The sequence below is a fragment of the Niameybacter massiliensis genome (assembly GCF_001282685.1).
In the GTDB taxonomy this organism is placed as follows: domain Bacteria; phylum Bacillota; class Clostridia; order Lachnospirales; family Cellulosilyticaceae; genus Holtiella; species Holtiella tumoricola.
Window position 1 is genome coordinate 117,145 of sequence record NZ_LN875032.1, and the last position, 14,887, is coordinate 132,031.

14 protein-coding genes, 1 tRNA gene, 2 rRNA genes and 1 other annotated feature are annotated in these 14,887 nt (G+C 33.2%); of the genes, 7 read left to right on the forward strand and 10 right to left on the reverse strand.

Translation table 11 applies throughout. The features are described 5' to 3' along the window. The first annotated feature begins 46 nt into the window (after positions 1–46). From BN2390_RS01700 to BN2390_RS01720, 5 genes are all read left to right on the forward strand, one after another. Positions 47–1,765 carry a S8 family peptidase gene (locus BN2390_RS01700; protein ID WP_053982620.1) on the forward strand — a complete coding sequence of 573 codons (1,719 nt, stop codon included), beginning with the start codon at positions 47–49 and terminating at the stop codon, positions 1,763–1,765. 133 nt (positions 1,766–1,898) lie between these two features. After that, positions 1,899–2,174, forward strand: a binding site (T-box leader). 59 nt (positions 2,175–2,233) lie between these two features. Next, positions 2,234–3,265 (forward strand): methionine ABC transporter ATP-binding protein, encoded by a 1,032-nt coding sequence (locus BN2390_RS01705; RefSeq protein WP_053982621.1) that lies wholly within the window; start codon positions 2,234–2,236, stop codon positions 3,263–3,265. Then, a complete protein-coding gene (locus tag BN2390_RS01710) occupies positions 3,234–3,914 on the forward strand; it encodes a methionine ABC transporter permease (protein WP_053982622.1) in 681 nt (226 codons plus the stop codon). Before BN2390_RS01705 ends, BN2390_RS01710 begins: the two co-directional genes overlap by 32 nt. Positions 3,915–4,026: 112 nt before the next feature. Beyond that, entirely contained in the window at positions 4,027–4,851 is an 825-nt protein-coding gene (locus BN2390_RS01715) for a MetQ/NlpA family ABC transporter substrate-binding protein (RefSeq protein ID WP_053982623.1), read from the forward strand. 93 nt (positions 4,852–4,944) lie between these two features. Next, positions 4,945–6,123 (forward strand): M20 family metallopeptidase, encoded by a 1,179-nt coding sequence (locus BN2390_RS01720; protein WP_053982624.1) that lies wholly within the window; start codon positions 4,945–4,947, stop codon positions 6,121–6,123. Between the two features lie 41 nt (positions 6,124–6,164). Here BN2390_RS01720 and BN2390_RS01725 read toward each other — a convergent pair whose 3' ends face one another. Next, on the reverse strand, positions 6,165–7,505 hold the full coding sequence (locus BN2390_RS01725; protein WP_053982625.1) for an amino acid permease: 1,341 nt from the start codon (positions 7,503–7,505) through the stop codon (positions 6,165–6,167). Positions 7,506–7,614: 109 nt separating this feature from the next. On the opposite strand from BN2390_RS01725, the gene BN2390_RS01730 reads away from it, so the two are divergent. After that, on the forward strand, positions 7,615–7,956 hold the full coding sequence (locus BN2390_RS01730) for a PH domain-containing protein (RefSeq protein ID WP_053982626.1): 342 nt from the start codon (positions 7,615–7,617) through the stop codon (positions 7,954–7,956). A gap of 107 nt (positions 7,957–8,063) precedes the next feature. Here BN2390_RS01730 and BN2390_RS01735 read toward each other — a convergent pair whose 3' ends face one another. Next, positions 8,064–9,722, reverse strand: coding sequence for a phosphoenolpyruvate carboxykinase (ATP) (locus tag BN2390_RS01735; protein ID WP_053982627.1), 1,659 nt, complete (start codon positions 9,720–9,722; stop codon positions 8,064–8,066). Positions 9,723–9,960: 238 nt separating this feature from the next. Then, on the reverse strand, positions 9,961–10,530 hold the full coding sequence (locus BN2390_RS01740) for a DUF1836 domain-containing protein (protein WP_053982628.1): 570 nt from the start codon (positions 10,528–10,530) through the stop codon (positions 9,961–9,963). Between the two features lie 169 nt (positions 10,531–10,699). Between BN2390_RS01740 and trhA the strand changes: the two genes are divergently transcribed. Then, positions 10,700–11,347, forward strand: coding sequence for a PAQR family membrane homeostasis protein TrhA (trhA, locus tag BN2390_RS01745; protein WP_053982629.1), 648 nt, complete (start codon positions 10,700–10,702; stop codon positions 11,345–11,347). 73 nt (positions 11,348–11,420) lie between these two features. On the opposite strand, the gene BN2390_RS01750 is transcribed toward trhA, so the two are convergent. The 7 genes from BN2390_RS01750 to BN2390_RS01780 form a co-directional block, all read right to left on the reverse strand. After that, positions 11,421–11,996: a DUF975 family protein gene (locus BN2390_RS01750; protein WP_053982630.1), complete on the reverse strand. Its 576-nt coding sequence runs from the start codon at positions 11,994–11,996 to the stop codon at positions 11,421–11,423. A gap of 124 nt (positions 11,997–12,120) precedes the next feature. Next, entirely contained in the window at positions 12,121–12,318 is a 198-nt protein-coding gene (locus BN2390_RS01755; protein ID WP_053982631.1) for a cold shock domain-containing protein, read from the reverse strand. A 325-nt stretch (positions 12,319–12,643) separates the two neighbouring features. Beyond that, positions 12,644–13,384: a hypothetical protein gene (locus BN2390_RS01760; RefSeq protein ID WP_053982632.1), complete on the reverse strand. Its 741-nt coding sequence runs from the start codon at positions 13,382–13,384 to the stop codon at positions 12,644–12,646. A gap of 209 nt (positions 13,385–13,593) precedes the next feature. Beyond that, positions 13,594–14,334 (reverse strand): alpha/beta fold hydrolase, encoded by a 741-nt coding sequence (locus BN2390_RS01765; RefSeq protein WP_053982633.1) that lies wholly within the window; start codon positions 14,332–14,334, stop codon positions 13,594–13,596. Between the two features lie 134 nt (positions 14,335–14,468). Further along, positions 14,469–14,550, reverse strand: a tRNA-Tyr gene (locus BN2390_RS01770). Between the two features lie 4 nt (positions 14,551–14,554). Next, positions 14,555–14,672: ribosomal RNA gene (rrf, locus tag BN2390_RS01775) — 5S ribosomal RNA — on the reverse strand. 79 nt (positions 14,673–14,751) lie between these two features. Continuing rightward, positions 14,752–14,887 (reverse strand): 23S ribosomal RNA (locus BN2390_RS01780); the annotation flags it as partial.

Genomic DNA, 14,887 nt, shown 5'->3' on the forward strand with positions numbered 1-14,887 from the left:
CTTTTAATATTTCACGGAACTCATCTACACAAACATAACCAAAGGGGTGATCTATATAGATGAAAATCTTCTAGGATATTATATCATTGAACATATTACTAACTTGAGTATTCTACGCACTCTCTATCCTAACATTCAGTTCCAACCCGTTACTGATCGTATTGCTATTATTTATGTTCCTCCTTCTGCTACTTATGAGCTAAATGCTTTAAAGAATAATGGTGTCGCAGTCTTTATTCCTTTAATATTCGGTCTAAATGCACAAGAATCTTTAGTAGGCGCTAATATGCAAGAAGTCTTAAGTTCTGCTAACATTTCACAGCTTCATACCTATCCCTCTAATGAACTCACAGGAAAGAATGTTTTAATCGGTTTTGTTGATACAGGTATTGATTATACCAATCCACTTTTTAAATACGAAGATAACACCTCTCGTATTGTCTCTATATGGGACCAAACTATCGAGGGCAATCCCCCTATCAATAATAACTTTATAGCTAATTATGGTTCTGTTTATAGTAATGCACAAATCAATCAAGCCCTTAATTCTTCTGACCCCTTATCTGTTGTTCCTTCTGTAGATACTGTTGGTCACGGAACTTACCTCGCTGGTGTAGCTGCTGGAAAAGAGCGTTCAGGAACTACTAATTATACTGGAGGTGCCCCTGATAGTGGACTCGTAATTGTTAAACTTAGACCTGCAACTGAACTTTTAAGAGCATACTATTTAGTAAGCCCTACCGTTAATGCTTACCAAGCTAATGATATTATGACAGGAATTAATTATTTACTTCAAGTTGCTCGTGAAAAAAATATGCCCATTGCTATTTGCCTAGGAGTAGGTTGTAATCTTGGTGCTCATAATGGATTAACTATTATTGAAAGATTTCTTTCAGAAGTCTGTGATTTATATAATGTTATTCTAATTTCTTCTGCTGGTAATGAGGCCTCTGAAGCCCATCACTTTTCTAGTACTATTAGTGTCAATGAGTTACAATCCTTTGAGCTTAATATCGCAGACCAAGAAACTGGACTTGTCTTTGGTCTATGGGCTACAGGCGCAGACAAACTTTCTATAGGATTTACCACTCCTCTGGGCAATAGTATCAATAAGATTCCTATACAGTTAACTAATTCTCAGAACTTCTCCTTTAATCTAGAAAAATCTAAGGTCTCTATTCGGTATCAATTTCCTAATCTTATTACTGGTAGTGAAAGCATAGGTATTCGTCTAATGGATCCTTTACCCGGTATATGGACATTTTATGTTTATGGTGATGTTGTTATATCAGGAGATTATAATACTTGGCTTCCAAGAGAAGGCTTTATACAACCTGGCACTAGATTTTTAAGTCCTGACCCTTACATTACAGTCTGTATTCCTTCTACTACTCAAAAATTATTAGTTGTGGGTGCCTATAATTCTTTTAATGATAGTCTATATGCTGCATCTGGAAGAGGCCCTACTACTAATAGTGTCATTAAGCCTGATATTATTGCTCCTGGCGTTGATGTACCTGGTCCTAACCTCTATGGAGGCTTTACAGCCCAGACTGGAACTAGTGTTGCTGCTGCAATTACTGCCTCAGCTTCTGCACTACTACTTGAATGGGCTGTTGTAGAAAATAACTTTAATCTTATTAATACTAATATAGCTCGTACAATCTTTATAAGAGGTGCGAGTAGAACAACCAATGGCTCCTATCCAAATTATATCGAAGGATACGGAAAATTGGATTTATTAAAGAGTATTAGCCTTATTTAAAACTATCTAGAATTACATTTCTATATTAAATAATTTTATTTATTTTTCACAATTTTAATTGTTTATCGTAAAAATATCTTGCTTTTTATTTTTGTCTTATGCTAAACTTCAACTTAATTAAATGAATGAACGAACAAACGCCTTGAAGAGGAGAGTAAGTTTAGGACGTCTCTTACCAGAGAGCTTCGGTAGCTGAGAAGAAGCAGAGAATAATAAACTGAATATGGCCTCGGAGTGGTGCACCGACAGTCTCATGTAGACTTAGGCTGCAACAGGATTCGCCTGTTATAGCGATAGAGTATAATCATCTATAAATATAATCATAGATGCCGTACTTGAAGAGATCTATATCGCAAGGTATAGGTGAATTAGAGTGGTACCACGGAGTATATATTGCCCCGTCTCTATAGCTATTTAGCTATAGAGACGGGGCTTTTTGATTTTATAAGATTCTAAGGAGGTTATAACATGATTCGAATTCAAAATGTTAGCAAAGTATTTACAGCTGCAAAAAAACAAGTTCAAGCTTTAGACAATGTTAGTCTTACAATAGATAAAGGTGATATTTTTGGCATTATAGGATACAGTGGTGCTGGTAAAAGTACTCTACTTCGCTGTATTAATGGTCTTGAAATTCCTACTTCTGGTTCAGTAGGAGTATTTGATCAAGATATTTCTCACTTTAAAGAAAAACAACTTCGTGATGTACGCAAACAAATTGGTATGATTTTTCAACACTTTAATCTCATGAATAGCAAAACAGTCTTTGATAATATTGCTTATCCTCTTAAATTACAAAAGGCTAATAAAGATGAGATTGCAAATCGTGTTAAAGTACTACTTCAACTGGTAGATTTAGAAGATAAAACATATAGTTATCCCTCTCAACTAAGTGGAGGTCAAAAACAGCGTGTAGCTATTGCTCGTGCTCTTGCTACTAACCCAGATATCTTATTATGTGATGAGGCAACATCAGCACTTGATCCACAAACAACCCAATCTATACTTGCCTTACTCAAACGTATCAATAAAGAACTTGGTATTACTATCGTCCTTATTACACATCAAATGGAAGTTATTAAGCAAATTTGTAATAAGATTGCCGTCATGGAACATGGGAAGGTACTTGAAACAGATAGCCTTATTAATGTCTTTACTGCTCCCAAAAGTCAAATTACTAAAGACTTCTTAGCCAAAGATATGCATTATGAAAGACTATGCCAACCAAATCAAGGAGAGATAAGCCTTATGTTGCACCTTAAATATGTTGGTAACTCTACTGCAACACCTCTTATCTCTACCCTTTCTAGAGAATTTGATGTTACAACAAACATTACCTATGGTAATATCGAAAAACTTCAAGATACTCTTGTAGGTAATCTTGTTGTTGATCTTCAAGGACATCCTGCTGATGTAGAATCAGCTTTAAAATATATTCAACAACATATAGAAGTGGAGGTTATAAAAGATGAATACATTACTAACAGAACTAGCGCCTAACGTTATTGAATATTTTCCTGAACTTGTTAAAGCTTTTAATGAAACACTTATCACTGTAGGACTATCAGGGTTAATTGCTACACTTATTGGTTTACCTTTAGGTATTCTACTTCTTATTACTAGCCCTAAACATATCTTAGAAAATAAAACTTTATATAGTATTCTTTCTAAGACCATTAATATATTCCGCTCCATCCCATTTGTTATCTTAATTGCAGCCATCGTACCTTTTACCAGATTTGTAGTCGGTACAACAATCGGTATAAAAGGCACTTTAGTTCCTCTTGTTGTAGGTGTTGCACCTTTTATCGCTAGACAAGTAGAAGTTGCACTTCATAAAGTAGATCATGGCGTACTTGAGGCCGCTCGTGCAATGGGTAGTACACCTTTAGAGATTATCTTTAAAGTAATCATTCCAGAAGGCCTACCTAACATTATTCATGCTGTTACTATCTCTCTAATTAGCTTAATTGGTTTCTCTGCTATGGCTGGTACAGTAGGCGGAGGTGGACTTGGAGATTTCGCTATTAGATATGGTTACAACTTTTTCAAGACAGATATTATGGTTGTAACAGTTATCATCCTACTTCTCCTTGTTACCCTTATCCAAAGCCTTGGAGACTTTATCGCACATAAGTTTACACACTAAACTGTACTATACTTGATAGATTATGTAATTCTAATACCATTTCTTTACTTAAGACTACATGAGATAATTAAAAATTAAAATTTATAACTTAAAATCAAAAGGAGACTTAATTATGAAAAATAAAAAATTAGCATTTTTAGCAGCAGGTATTTTAACTTTATCTTCACTCTTTACTGGATGTGGATCTCCAACATCATCAAGCTCTGATACTCAAACCATTAAATTAGGTGTTAATGATAATGATCAACGTATCTGGAACTATGTAAAAGAAGAATTAGCAAAAGAAAATATTACATTAGAAGTTATTAGCTTCGCTGATTATGTTCAACCAAACATTGCACTTTCTGAAGGTGAAATAGATATTAACTCTTTCCAAACTAATATCTACTTTGATCAATTTATCTCTGATCACAACCTAGATCTTACAGGTATTGGAAATACAGTATTTGCACCTATGGGTATCTACTCAGATAAATTACAAACACCACTTGATGTGACTGATGGTGGCAAAGTTGCTATTCCTAATGATGTAACTAATGGTGGGCGTGCACTCCTTCTTCTTGAAGAAGCTGGATTAATTGAAATTAATGATGCTGCTGGTCTTATCCCTACACTCAAAGATATTACTGCTAATCCAAAAAACTTATCAATTATTGAAGTTGCAGCTAACCAAATTCCACGTTCTCTTCCTGATTTAGATCTTGCTGTCATTAATAACGGTGTTGCTGTAGATGCTAAGCTTAGTCCACTTGACGACTCTATTTATATTGAATCTACCGATACAGAAAACGCAGTAAACTACTATAATATCTTTGCAGTTAAAACAAGTGACAAAGATGCCCCAGCACTTAATCGTCTTGTAGAGATTTATCAATCTGAAGAAGTTAAAGAACTTATTAATGAAGTATATGGTGGCTCAAGACTTCCAGTATTTTAAGATAAAGTTAGATATCTAGTCATTCCTAATAAGTATGGAATAATATATAACCACTTCCATACTTATTATCTATTAAATCATGGAGGTTTCCTTATGTCTTATAAAGCAAAAATCATTGATACACTTGAACAACTTCAGCCTAGATTACAAGAAATCAGCCATATCATTCATGCGCATCCCGAGACCTCAAATCAAGAAGTATTCGCTTGTGACTTACTTTGCAGTGAACTATTAAAACACGGCTTTAAAGTTGAAAAAGATATAGCTGGTCATTCTACTGGTTTTATTGCTACACATACTAGTCAAAGGCCTGGTCCTACTATCGGTATCTTAGTAGAATACGATGCTCTACCTGGACTTGGTCATGCTTGTGGCCATAATCTCATTGCTGCTACTAGCTTAGGCTCTGCCCTTGCTCTTAGCTCCATCCTTGAAGAAACAGGTGGCACACTCAAAGTCTTTGGTACACCTGCTGAAGAAGGTGGTGTCAATGGCAGCGCTAAAGCAAGCTATGTACATGCTGGTTTATTTAAAGATGTAGATGTTGCCCTTATGACACATCCTGGCTCACACAATCAACCGACTCCAAAATCACTAGCAATTGCACCTATGGATTTTGAATTCTTCGGTAAGCCTGCTCATGCAGCAAGTTGCCCTGAAGAAGGTATTAATGCACTTGATGCACTTCTTCTGTTCTATAATGGAATCAATGCACTACGTCAACAACTTACCTCCGATGTACGTATACATGGTGTGATCTTAGATGGCGGTACTGCTCCAAACATTATTCCTGACTACACACGTGCAAGATTTTATTTACGAGCAGACACCCGTACTTCCTTAGAAGATGTTATCACCAAAGTTAAACATATTGCAGATGGTAGTGCGCTTATGACTGGTTGTACAACACAGTATACACATATCCAGCATGTATTAGATAATTTATCTCCTAATGCTATTCTTGATAAACTCTTCATAGCAAAACTCCAAGAACTTGGCCAAGAGATAGATCTAACACCACATTCTATGGGTTCTACTGATGCTGGGAACGTTAGCCATGTTATCCCAACAATCCACCCAATCCTTCGTATATGTGATTGTGAGATTCCCCCACATACTGTAGAATTTGCAAATGCTTGTATTTCCAATCATGCCGATTCTTCTATTATAATAGGTGCAAAGGCACTTGCTCTGACTGCACTCGATATTTTAACTGATGAATCACTTCTTGCGTCTATTAAAGCTAGCTTTCACAACTCTAGCCAAAAGTAATTAAAAATAGCATAAAAATAAGGGGTATTAACCCCTTATTTTTATGCTTCAAATTCTTCGTTATTTTGTAATTTTTTATAAACGTAAAATGGTATGCCTATAAGCATTAATATAAACACCCACATTGCACTTTCTGAGCCTGCTCCATAAATAATATAGATCGCATATACAAAAGCAATTAAAGAAAGGAAGCCATGTTTTAAGAAATTTACTACTGTAAGTTTGTGTTCCTTTTTAAAGGTTAAAACAATTTCAGCACATGCTGTTAGGGCATAAGCTGGTATAAATGATAATGTTGCTAAGTTAATCATAAAATCAAATGCTTCTGTTAAGTTAGATACATAATTTAACATTAATAATGCATTTGTACATAAGCTGGTAATGATCAGAGCAATATGTGGTGTTTTGAATTTTGGATGTACTTTAGCAAAGAACTTAGGGAATAAATTATCTTCTCCTGCTGCATAAGCTAAACGCGCTGTTGTAAGAACCCAACCACTAAGTGCTCCTATAGCTGAAATAACAATACCACCTGATATAAAGTAACCCCCCCAAGTTGCACCTGTAATATGATTAATAATATCTGCAAGTGGTGCTTGTGTCTGTGCTAACATGGATTGTGGCATACTTCCCATTGCAAGAACAGATAAGAAAATATAGATTAATACTGCAAGGAGTGTTCCCATTACTGTACTCTTTCTTATATTCTTTTCAGGATTTTTAATTTCTCCCCCTGATATAGCTGCACTTTCAAGGCCTACAAATGACCATAATGTAATAGCAATAGCTGCTGGTAATGCACCCCAACTATTTGCTTCTACTGTTGCAGCTGTTTGAAGGTTACCTGCATCAAATCCTGTTAATGCAATAAACATAAACACTAGGATTACACCTATCTTAATAACTGTTGTTACAATGCTTACATAGCCTGCATTCTTTACACCTCTATAATTAATATAAGTAAATAACCATAATAGAGCTGATGAAACTGCAAATGCTAACATTCCATTTGTCCCAAGGGCAGGAATAAATGTTGTTAAATAACGCATAACTGCTGTGATAATAGCAGCATTTCCAATCCAAGAACCTAGCCAAAATGTCCACGAAACAAGAAATGCCATGAACTCGCCAAATGCTTTATTGGTATAAACAATTGGGCCTCCTGTTGATGGATATTTTGTTCCAAGATTTGCAAATGATAAGGCTAATAATAATGAACCAATACCTGTAATGACCCATGCAAGTACGGTAATCTTAGGATTTGCTACTTGTGCTAAACTTTGAGGTGAGGTAAAGATTCCTGAACCAATCATATTACCTACAACAATCGATGTCGCTGCGGCTAACCCCAGTTCACGCTTTAAATTAGATTTGTTTTCCATGTTGTACTCCTCTGATGTCCTTTTAACTTTTTATATTATTATACCCATAGACGTTTTAAATAACTTCACCTATACTTAATTTATCAAATAATTATTAGGAGGTTATTTTATGGGTCTATTTGGTGGTAGCAAAACAAACAATACTTCACACTTTGATGATTATTTAATTGAAGGAGAAGTAATCGAAGCAGTATATCGTCTCGTTCTAGATGAAATTTGTTTTACTAATAAACGTATTATTTTTGTTGATAAAGAAGCTTTGTCAACAAAAAAACAATTAGTATCTATTCCTTACCACTCTATCTACTATTTCGGAGTCGAAAAAGGTGGAGTTTTTGAATTAGACAACGAAATTAAATTATACACTAAAGGTACTCATTTTACTATGGAATTTACAAAAGGAACTAACATTTTAGAAGTAGAAAAACTCCTTGCTTCCCATATTTGCTAGGCCATATGATTATTAACACGTATTTTAATAGGTATTTGTATCTATCCATATTAATTTATAAACATACAAAAAAGGTGTTGCATTCATGCAACACCTTTTATTATCTATTAAGCTTTATGTGCTTGGTCAACTACTTTTTGTAATGCTTCTAAAGCGTCTGCTGGAAGTTTATCGAATCCGCCCTTTTCTGTATCGCGAGATTTAATGAAATCTACACGATCTTGCATACGTTTTTGTAATTGTTCAACATACTGAGCATCTTCAAAGTTTGGTACAAAGCCTTCAATCTCCATAATTTGAATATCTGAGAATGGTCCCCATGGTTTGAATTCTGCTTTACCTTCTACTACTGCTTCAAGAGCACCTAAAGTATCTTTTGGTGTTACTTTTTTGCCCATGAAATCGCCAGTATTTAAGATATAACAATCTACATTTCTTTCAGCAACTAATGCTTTGAATTTTTCATAGTCATTTACTAATGGATATGTTCTAAATGGGTTAGCATATGGTTCAACTACTAATGCATTTGGATCAACACCTGGAGCAAGTCTTTCTGCACTTGAACGTTTTGTAGCAAGTGTAGCACCCATTACAGAAGCAAGTTCTGCACCACTTAATTTAACAATTGGTGGAATTGTAGGGTCTTTCATAATCCAGAAGATTGCATTAACTGGTTCATCAAATTTATTTACACGGTTTGGTGACCAAAGAATTGATTTTACTGCACGACCGTTACCATTACGAACATCTTCTGTAACAGGAACGATTTTACCATCTTCATCCATTGTAGCACCACAGTTTTGCATTGTAACAAGATATTTGTTATCTTCACATGTAAGTGGATAGTCTTGTGTTTTATCAAAGTATGCTGGTTCAAGTGCTACTGATGAACCATTTTCTGTTGAGATAACAAAAGCATCATCATGAAGTACTGTAATATCATATTTACCACCATGACGAGCATGTGTAAGTGTTGATTTACCTGATCCTGAAAGACCAAATACACCAGCAACAAATGATTTACCATCTTCTAAGTTATAGCGTTTTTGTCCACCATGGCATGATGCATAGCCATGACGATTAGCCATAGCCCAAGCAAGTGTTAATGTACCTTTTTTGTGTTCTCCAAAGTATCTCATACCTAAGATAGCTGCACAGTTATGTTCTGGATCGAAGAATGTAAGTCCCATTGGATGATCTGGGTGTGACCAATCTGGATCTGAGAATATGTAAAGGTCTCCATCTGGATATACCTTAGAATCTGCATACATCTTAGCTACTTCTTCATTAATTGCTTGGAAGTTTAATAACCATGAATACATAATATTTTCTTGTGTTGCTGGAATACAAAGATGTGCTTTTACTGAAAAATCTTTATCAAGACCTACAATAGCTTGTGCATGATATAATTTTTTAGTACGTGCTTTGTAGATAGCTTCACTAATCTTAAGAGCATATTCACCTTGGTTAACACCTGGTTCACCCATAATTTTACGAGCTGCTGCTGCACGTCCACTTACAGCACCATCATTGAAAAGAAGAATTTTTGTATCATCATCTAAACCAAGTAGGTCTGGTCTATATACAGGAATATCTGTTACGATTGTACCTGGTGCATTTGCAGCAAGTTTGTAAGCTTCTTTTAAAGAAGTTACTGGTGTTACATTATTACCGTAAAATGCTGTTTCAATTGTGGTACGAATTTGTCCAAAGATAGGATTGTTTGCACCAATTTCAGTTCTTGGAAATCTAGATTTTGTTGCCATTATAAACTCCTCCTTATTTACACATAAGTAAAATATACATAGCTATTAGGAATATTACTCAAAAAAAAATCGTTTCCCAATTATAATTATCTAATTTGTTACAATGTTTGTCAATACAAATTTCAGATATTATTAATAAATTAACAACTATATATATAAATCTGTATTTAATCAAAAATATTATGCAATAAATAAAAAAGTTATGTTAATTAACTAATTAACATAACTTTTTTATTTATTATTTAATACATTTATCAATAATAATTTCAGCCAAACGTTTATGATATATTGCTTGCTCAATTAAGGTAAAGACTAAAAGGGCTGCCCCTATCTTTTCATCTTTTATTCCTAATTTATCTAATTCCTCATTAACAGTATCAACTCTTTTTTCTATACCTAGTTCAAAATAACTCATTTCTTTCTCTCTACTATTCAAACAAGCCTTATAAAGATTTGTTAATGTCTCGCTATCTATATTATCTTCTTGCTTTAACACAGAAAATACATCTTTTATATCACTAATGCTAATAATACTTTTTAATTGGTAAAGAAGTAGCATTAAAACAATATGATCCTTTGTATACTTTTTCTTATGCGCTGGCATTAATACTTTATCTTTTGTGTAGTTGTTAATCATTGTTTTTGTAAGTAACTTATCGTCTTCATGTCGCTTAGTATGGCTAAGATTACTTTCAAATAAAGTAATCAATTGATCCATATATAAATCAAGATTAGGAATGTCCTCTAAAGCCATATGTTCATCTAATCTAAGGCTTGCTACTTGTTCTTCTAACCACTTCTTTTCCATATTCGCACCTTCTTTAGTCCTATTAAATTTATCATAACTAATCCCCCTTATAAAATCAAGCCAAATTATTCTAGATACTATATTGACTATAGAATGTATGATATGATATATTTTAGTTATAATATTAAGTAGTATTAAAAACTACATATTATAGTTAGGAGATGTTTAAATGAATAATTCTGTTAGAGAACCTATTAATGCGTACACACATCTTTTAGGTGCTGGTTTATCTCTTGTAGGAACAATATTTTTACTTATATATGGTGGTAAAGGTCTTCCTCTTACTACAACAGCTATTGTCTCAATTATTATTTTTGGGTTAAGCCTGGTTAGTTTATATACTGCTAGTGGTATTTATCATGCTGTACGTGCTAAAGATGCTGTATTATTAAAGCTAAAAAAATTAGATCATTCTATGATCTTCATACTTATCGCTGGCTCATATACTCCATTTTGTTTATTAACGCTTTCTGGAGTATGGCAAATTACTATTCTTACATTAGTTTGGACCTTAGCAATCATAGGTATTACACTCAAAATGTTTTGGATTAATATGCCACGTTGGATATCAACGAGTTTTTATATTGGCATGGGATGGGTTGCTCTCCTAGCACTCAATCCTCTTACCAAAGCGCTTAGTGTAGGTGGCACTACATGGTTAGCACTAGGAGGTATCATGTATACTATTGGGGGTATTATTTATGGCCTTAAAAAGCCAAATATATCTGAACAATTTGGTTTCCATGAACTCTTTCATATTTTTGTGCTATTAGGCAGTGCATGCCATTACTGGTGTGTATTTAATTACGTATTATAATATATAGACTAAAAAAATAGAAAGAGCTACTATGCAGTCCTTTCTATTTTTTTAGTCTATTATTCTATAGAATCTATTGACTTGCTAGTTTCCTATAAACATTTGCCAAGGTAACCTCCATATAAGGTATAAGCCAAAAGAATCCTATTCCCAACGTTAATACAGATAAAATTCCCCATCCTAAGAAAGATAAACTTAAAATAAATAGGTCCATCTTATATCCCTTCGTAATACGCTTACTTTCATTAAGCGCTTCACATATTCCAATGTCTGGATGATCTGCTAAAACATAAAAACACATAGAATAGCTATATGCTTTTATAATTCCAGGTATAATAAGTAATAAACTCCATAAGAATACCCATAGTTGTTGCCAAAAGAATAATCCTAATGCATTTACAAAATTTCTAAATCCTGAGAATGCATCTTCTATAGATAATTCTTGCCTATCAACAACTTTTAGACTTATTAATGCATATGTTAGCGTAAAAGCCCCCATTACAATCCAAGAAGCTAATACTCCTATATAAGGGATATATTGAATGCCACATGTAATGATAGTAATAACTAAAAATAATCCACCTGTAACTGCCCATCTTCCTTTTAATTGTTCTTTACTCTGATCTTTTACTTCAGTTCTTGTAAACATATATCAAACCCCCTTTATAAAAAATTAAAAATTTCCCCATTAACTAATCTATTAAAGGTTACTTAATAATATGATTACAAATAAAAAAACCTGTAAGTTAAACTCACAGGTTTATAAACATAAATTATTTGCGTGTTACGTTAGCAGCTTGTGGCCCTCTGTTTCCTTCAACGATGTCGAATTCAACTGTTTGACCTTCTTCTAATGTTTTGAATCCTTCTGATTGGATAGCTGTGAAATGTACGAAAACGTCATCTCCATCTTCTCTTTCAATGAATCCAAATCCTTTTTCTGCATTAAACCATTTAACTTTACCTACCATTACTAGGCCTCCTTATAAAAAAAGTTACTGCTAAAACACTGTACTACAAAACGCTTTCGGTCCAGTGTTTTGTGTAACATGCGGCCTACCTTCGTTTAATTCCAATATTTTAACTTACATAAATAGGATATCATAAGCACCATAAATAATCAAGTAATTTGCTTATACTTTTTGTGTAATTTGTATTAAATCCAGTCAATTCATACATAAACATTATAGGTTTCACTTAATTTTTATTTTAATATCAAATATAATTTGTATTATTATGATATATATAGTTTTTAATTTAAATACTTTTATAAGATAAATTTTATATCTTTATAAACTATATCTTATAAAAAATTTCTATACTTTCTTGTATAGGTTTTCCATGCAGATCTATCGAAAATACATAAAGTCTATCCTTTGTAACCCAAAAATTAATTTTAACTTTTTCTTCTTGATTTTCCTTTTGTCTATAAATTATAAGGCTATTAGGTGATGTTATAATATAACTTTGATTAGTCCATAAATTATCTAAATAACTATCTTTCATAGCATATCCATTAAACTCCAAAATATGTGCTGAATTTGACTTCCACTTACCTTCTAGATATTGCTTTGCCTCTACATTTGAATTAGGTAAATCTAAACCTGTAAAAGGAGTTATCTGTCCTAATATAATACTTTGGACTTTATTTTCATTCCCTATAGTAAAGATAATATGCTCGGTAGCTACTCCAAAATGATTTTCTTTACCATAAATAATCTCTATAGAATGTTCCCTTGCATTAATCCACTCTTCTGGATACACTTTATAGATTTTGTCTATACTATCTCCAACTTGAATACTATCTATCCAATACCCTTGTCTATTTATTTGTATCTTTGTAATAATATTATCTTCATCTATTATACTCTCTATCCCATTACTCATTAAACCTTTAGGAAGTATACTAGATGCCTGTCCAATATAAGTTTTTAAATCAATGGGTATATCCCTTCCATATAGCTGTCCTACTCTAAAACCTATTACTATTATCATTAATACTACTATACTACTTATTAATCTAACTTTTCTTTTCATTAGTGTATCCCCCCTAACCTAAGTTGTATCAGTATAACACAATTGTAAATATTTTACAATTTTATCTAGATAAATTTATTTATCAATTTTAAAATATTTAGTTATATTATTTTTGATAATCTTCATCTCATATTGGTAATATTAAATTTTTATAATAAAGAAGAGAGCATTTCATTAATCCTGAAATACTCTCTTCTTTATTATTTTTATTAGTTACTTTCCATTAAAAATGTATCAATAATTTCGTTAAGATGCTTAGGTTGCTTATAAGGAATATCATGTTCAAAATTAGTAAGAATTCTTGAATAACAATTCTTATTTAATTTCTCTAGTGTATCTACTGAAGTTATGACTTCTTTACTCTCTTTAGATCCTGCTAACGCTAGCATAGGAATCTTTATATCTCTATACTCATTATAGTCCTCTATATTCACGCCATATAAAGTCATATTTACTAGATTATCTACTGTAGTTTCCTTACAGTATTTAAGAAACTTCTCTCTTTGTATCTTATCCATACCTATCCATTTAGCTTGAATCTTTAAAAACCAGTTTATTTTCATAGCTCTTACCATTTGGTTCTTTATAACCTTTGTTACCTCTTCTATTCCTTGTTCACTTTTACATATCCAAGGACTTATTAAGATAGCTTTATTAAAATAATTCTCTGCAGAGCATAAAATAGGAATTATAAGCTGTGCCCCTAATGAAAATCCAACTATACTTACCTTATCTTTATTTAAACCTTTTACTATTTCTAAGATACCTTCTATACATTCTTCTCTATTATAACTTTTATTTGATTCTTCTCCATTGCCGTATAAATGAGGTAATATAAGATGATACTTATCTGCAAGCTCATACTGACCCACAAAGGTTTGAGGCATACCTGCTCCATGTAACATAACTATAGTTTGTTTATTTGGATCCCCTATTTCTTCAAAATACATCTTTTATATTCTCTCCTTAGTACTATACTTTCTTATCACTATCATTAACTATATCCTTAAATAAGTAAGTATATTCCAATATCATTTTCATATAAAATAAAAAAGTGTAAGATTTTCATCTTACACTTTTAATATGGAGGGAGAAGGATTCGAACCTTCGAAGGCGGTGCCAACAGATTTACAGTCTGCCCCCTTTGGCCACTCGGGAACCCCTCCTTAAATTTGGCAACCACCTACTCTCCCGGTCCGTCTCCAGACAAGTACCATCGGCCGCTTTAGTCTTAACCTACGTGTTCGGTATGGGAACGGGTGTTTCCCTAAAGCGCATCGTCACCAAAAATGCTTAGAATATTTAGTTTAAGTATAAAACCTTATACTCTCAAAAACAAATACTGCAATCATTTTAACCTGTTTTTTTAGGTCAAACCCTCGAACCGTTAGTATTGGTCAGCTACACATGTTACCATGCTTACACCTCCAACCTATCTACCTCGTAGTCTACAAGGGGTCTTACTCCATTTCTGGATGGGAAGTCTTATCTTGAGGTCTGTTT

Coding starts and splice junctions, on each gene's coding strand:
- BN2390_RS01705 (WP_053982621.1), top strand. CDS start 2,234: ATGATTCGAATTCAAAATGTTAGCAAAGTATTTACAGCTGCAAAAAAA.
- BN2390_RS01710 (WP_053982622.1), top strand. CDS start 3,234: ATGAATACATTACTAACAGAACTAGCGCCTAACGTTATTGAATATTTT.
- BN2390_RS01715 (WP_053982623.1), top strand. CDS start 4,027: ATGAAAAATAAAAAATTAGCATTTTTAGCAGCAGGTATTTTAACTTTA.
- BN2390_RS01720 (WP_053982624.1), top strand. CDS start 4,945: ATGTCTTATAAAGCAAAAATCATTGATACACTTGAACAACTTCAGCCT.
- BN2390_RS01725 (WP_053982625.1), bottom strand. CDS start 7,505: ATGGAAAACAAATCTAATTTAAAGCGTGAACTGGGGTTAGCCGCAGCG.
- BN2390_RS01730 (WP_053982626.1), top strand. CDS start 7,615: ATGGGTCTATTTGGTGGTAGCAAAACAAACAATACTTCACACTTTGAT.
- BN2390_RS01735 (WP_053982627.1), bottom strand. CDS start 9,722: ATGGCAACAAAATCTAGATTTCCAAGAACTGAAATTGGTGCAAACAAT.
- BN2390_RS01740 (WP_053982628.1), bottom strand. CDS start 10,530: ATGGAAAAGAAGTGGTTAGAAGAACAAGTAGCAAGCCTTAGATTAGAT.
- trhA (WP_053982629.1), top strand. CDS start 10,700: ATGAATAATTCTGTTAGAGAACCTATTAATGCGTACACACATCTTTTA.
- BN2390_RS01750 (WP_053982630.1), bottom strand. CDS start 11,996: ATGTTTACAAGAACTGAAGTAAAAGATCAGAGTAAAGAACAATTAAAA.
- BN2390_RS01755 (WP_053982631.1), bottom strand. CDS start 12,318: ATGGTAGGTAAAGTTAAATGGTTTAATGCAGAAAAAGGATTTGGATTC.
- BN2390_RS01760 (WP_053982632.1), bottom strand. CDS start 13,384: ATGAAAAGAAAAGTTAGATTAATAAGTAGTATAGTAGTATTAATGATA.
- BN2390_RS01765 (WP_053982633.1), bottom strand. CDS start 14,334: ATGTATTTTGAAGAAATAGGGGATCCAAATAAACAAACTATAGTTATG.